4 protein-coding genes are annotated in these 3,068 nt (G+C 73.1%); all 4 read right to left on the bottom strand.

Translation table 11 applies throughout. The features are described 5' to 3' along the window. Positions 1-191: 191 nt before the first annotated feature. A complete protein-coding gene (locus I4I78_RS31500) occupies positions 192-590 on the bottom strand; it encodes an HAD-IA family hydrolase (protein ID WP_308252473.1) in 399 nt (132 codons plus the stop codon). A 135-nt stretch (positions 591-725) separates the two neighbouring features. Next, the gene (locus I4I78_RS31495; protein WP_218615156.1) at positions 726-1,562 is read right to left on the bottom strand and encodes an ABC transporter permease; all 837 of its coding nucleotides are present in this window, start codon (positions 1,560-1,562) and stop codon (positions 726-728) included. After that, positions 1,559-2,536: an ABC transporter ATP-binding protein gene (locus I4I78_RS31490; RefSeq protein ID WP_218615155.1), complete on the bottom strand. Its 978-nt coding sequence runs from the start codon at positions 2,534-2,536 to the stop codon at positions 1,559-1,561. Before I4I78_RS31490 ends, I4I78_RS31495 begins: the two co-directional genes overlap by 4 nt. Beyond that, complete coding sequence (locus I4I78_RS31485) at positions 2,536-3,045, bottom strand: MarR family winged helix-turn-helix transcriptional regulator (protein WP_218615154.1); 510 nt, start codon at positions 3,043-3,045, stop codon at positions 2,536-2,538. Before I4I78_RS31485 ends, I4I78_RS31490 begins: the two co-directional genes overlap by 1 nt. Positions 3,046-3,068 lie beyond the last annotated feature (23 nt).

The raw sequence follows: 3,068 nt of genomic DNA, 5'->3' as shown, positions 1-3,068 counted from the left end.
GACCACCGACGGCGCCGTTCGCACCTCGCGAGCGGCGCCGTCGTCGTGTGCGGGGCCGGTCCCGCTCGGCGAGGCCCGGTACGTCGCCCACCCAGCCGGAACCAGAGTCCCAAGGGGTCCCCTCGCTCACCATGACGACTCGAGGGACCCCCTCGCGACCGCTCCCGACCCGGGTTTCGGCCGGACAGGGGTCAGGCTGGGGTGGCCGGGACGCCGAGGAGCACCTCCAGCTCGGCCAGCGTGCTCTGCGCGTCGTCGTGCCGGACACCGATCGCCCCGGCCGCGACGGCACCGCGGACGTTGACCGCGACGTCGTCGACGACGACGCACCGTCCCGGCGGGAGCCCGAGCTCCGAGGCCGCCGCCGCGAACGCCTCCGGCGAGGGCTTGCGGGCCCCGCGCACGGCGCCGAGGAGCACCAGGTCGAACACGTCGTGGCACTCGTCGGGTACGGCGTGCCCGCCGGAGAACACCGCCGTCCGGACCCCCGCCGCCCGCGCACGCCGCGCGTACTCGAGGAGCAGCGGCCCCTCGTCCAGCACTCCGCCGTAGTCGACGATCAGCCCGTCCGGGCCCTCGATGTCCACCACACCGGCGACGCTACCCGCGCCGAACGCTGACGGCCGGAGTCGATGCGCGGCTCCGCACGCTGCGCGCTCAGTATCGATGCGCGGCTCCGCAGGCTGCGCGCTCAGTACCCACGCGCGGCTCCGCACGCTGCGCGCTCAGTCCAGGGCCCGGCGCAGGAACCCCCGGATACCCAGCAGCGTGAACACCACGACCGCCGCCACCGGGACGACCACGCAGATCCACAACGGGATGTGCGGCACGGCCGGCACCAGGGAGGCCCGGATGCCCTCGCTCACGTAGGTCAGCGGGTTCAGCGCCGAGAGCACCTGGAACCACCGCAGGTCGCCCAGCGTCGGCCACGGGTACTGCACCGACCCGGTGAACAGCAGCGGTGTGAAGATCACCGCGAACAGGATGTTGATCCGCCGCGGAGGCACTGCGGTGCCGATCGTCAGGCCCATCGCCCCACCGAGCAGCGCACCCAGCACGACCATCACCAGCGCCGGGAACAACCCCGCGAGCGGCCAGTCCACGTCCACCATGAGCACACCGATCGGCACCATCAGCAGGCTGGCCAGCAGCCCGCGCCCGGCCGCGAACACCACCTTCTCCACCGCGACGGCCCAGACCGGCATCGGGGCGAGCAGCCGGTCGTCGATCTCGCGGGTCCAGGACAGCTCGAACACCAGCGGCAGCGCGACCGCCTGCAGCGCGCCGAACATCGCGTTCAGCGCGATCAGCCCGGGCAGCATGATCGAGCCGTACTCGGGCGAGACCAGCCCGGTGCGCCCGAGCACGGTGACGAAGACGAGCAGGAAGAAGAACGGCTGGATCAGCGTCTGAGCCAGGAACGAGGGCAGCTCGCGCATCGTCACGTAGAGGTCGCGGCGCAGCACGGCCAGGAACGCCAGACCCGCACGCGGCGCGGCCGTCACCGGCGCCGAGGGCCCGGCCGGGCCCGGCTCGGTACGGGTCGTCGGCTCGGCGGTCATCGCAGATCCCTTCCGGTCAGCGAGATGAACACGTCCTCCAGGGTCGGTGTGCCGAGCGAGACGTCGCGCACGGACGCACCGTGGCGTCCGGCTGCCTCGACCACCGGCGCGAGCAGCGTGGACGGGTCGGTGGAGACGTAGAGGCGCAGCCGGGCCCCCGCGGCGTCCCCGGCACCGGGCAGCGCCTCCGCCCGCTCGACGTCGGGCAGCTCGCCCAGCGTGGTGACCAGCGGGCCGACACCGCCGTCCCCGATCAGCACGGTGAGCTCCACGGTGGCCTCGCCGGGCAGCGACCGGATCAGCGCGTCCGGCGTGTCCAGGGCGAGCAGCCTGCCGTGGTCGACGATGCCGACCCGGTCCGAGAGCTTGTGCGCCTCGTCCATGTCGTGCGTGGTCAGCACGACCGTGACGCCCTCGTCGCGCAGGGTCGCGATCTGGTCGTGCACGAACAGCCGCGCCTGCGGGTCCAGGCCGGTCGAGGGCTCGTCCAGGAACAGGACCTCGGGCCTGTGCATCAGCCCACGGGCGATCATCACCCGCTGCGCCTGTCCCCCGGAGAGGTTGTCGCTGATCGACTTCGCCTTGTCCGCCAGGCCCATCCGTTCCAGCAGCGCATCGGCGCGGGCGTTGCGCTCGGCGCGCCCGACGCCGTGGTAGGCGGCGTGGAAGCGCAGGTTGTCCCGCACGGTCAGCGACCGGTCCAGGTTCACCCGCTGCGGCACCACCGCCAGCTTCGCGCAGACGGCGACGGCGTCGGCGCGCACGTCGAGCCCGGCCACCCGGGCCGTCCCACCGGTCGGCACGACACGCGTGGTCAGGACGCCGACGGTGGTCGTCTTGCCGGCACCGTTCGGGCCGAGCAGCCCGAACACCTCGCCCTCGCCGACGGTGAACGAGAGCCCGTCGACGGCGTTGCCGGACGCCTTCGGGTAGTGCTTGACGAGGTCGGCGACCTCGACCGCGAGGCGGTCCATCACTCTGCTCCCTTCCCGGCGTCGGACCCGCCCAAGACGTGGCGTCCCGGGCCGGACCCCGGATCCTGGCTCACCGCGGCCAGGACCGCGACGAGGTAATCGCGGATGACCTGCTCATGTTCCGGCGACGGCTGGGGCATCTGTGCCCGGAACGAGGCCGCGACCTCGGTGAACACCGACCGGACATGGGCCCGCCCCTCGTCGGTGATCGACAGCCGGACGATGCGACGGTCCGTGGTGTCCCGCTCGCGCCCGATCCGACCGTCCTGTTCGAGCGCGTCGAGCACCGGGGTCAACGTGGCCGGGGTGAGCCCGACCCGCCCGGCGAGCTCGCGCTGGGAGAGGCCCTCGGCGTGCGCGAGCGCGCCGAGCACGCTCACCGCGGTCCCGGTCACCCCGTGCCGGGAGACCGTGCGGCGGTAGTAGGTCTGCATCGCCCCGCCCACCCAGGAGACGAGCTTGCCCAGCGGCATGTGCTCCGGCCGGGACTCGAAGAAGGGATCAGCCACGCGCATACCGTACGGCGACGAAC

This window comes from Pseudonocardia sp. KRD291 (assembly GCF_019263595.1).
Taxonomy (GTDB): domain Bacteria; phylum Actinomycetota; class Actinomycetes; order Mycobacteriales; family Pseudonocardiaceae; genus Pseudonocardia.
Note: the sequence above shows the minus strand (reverse complement) of the source record. Positions and strands in the feature narration are given on the sequence as shown.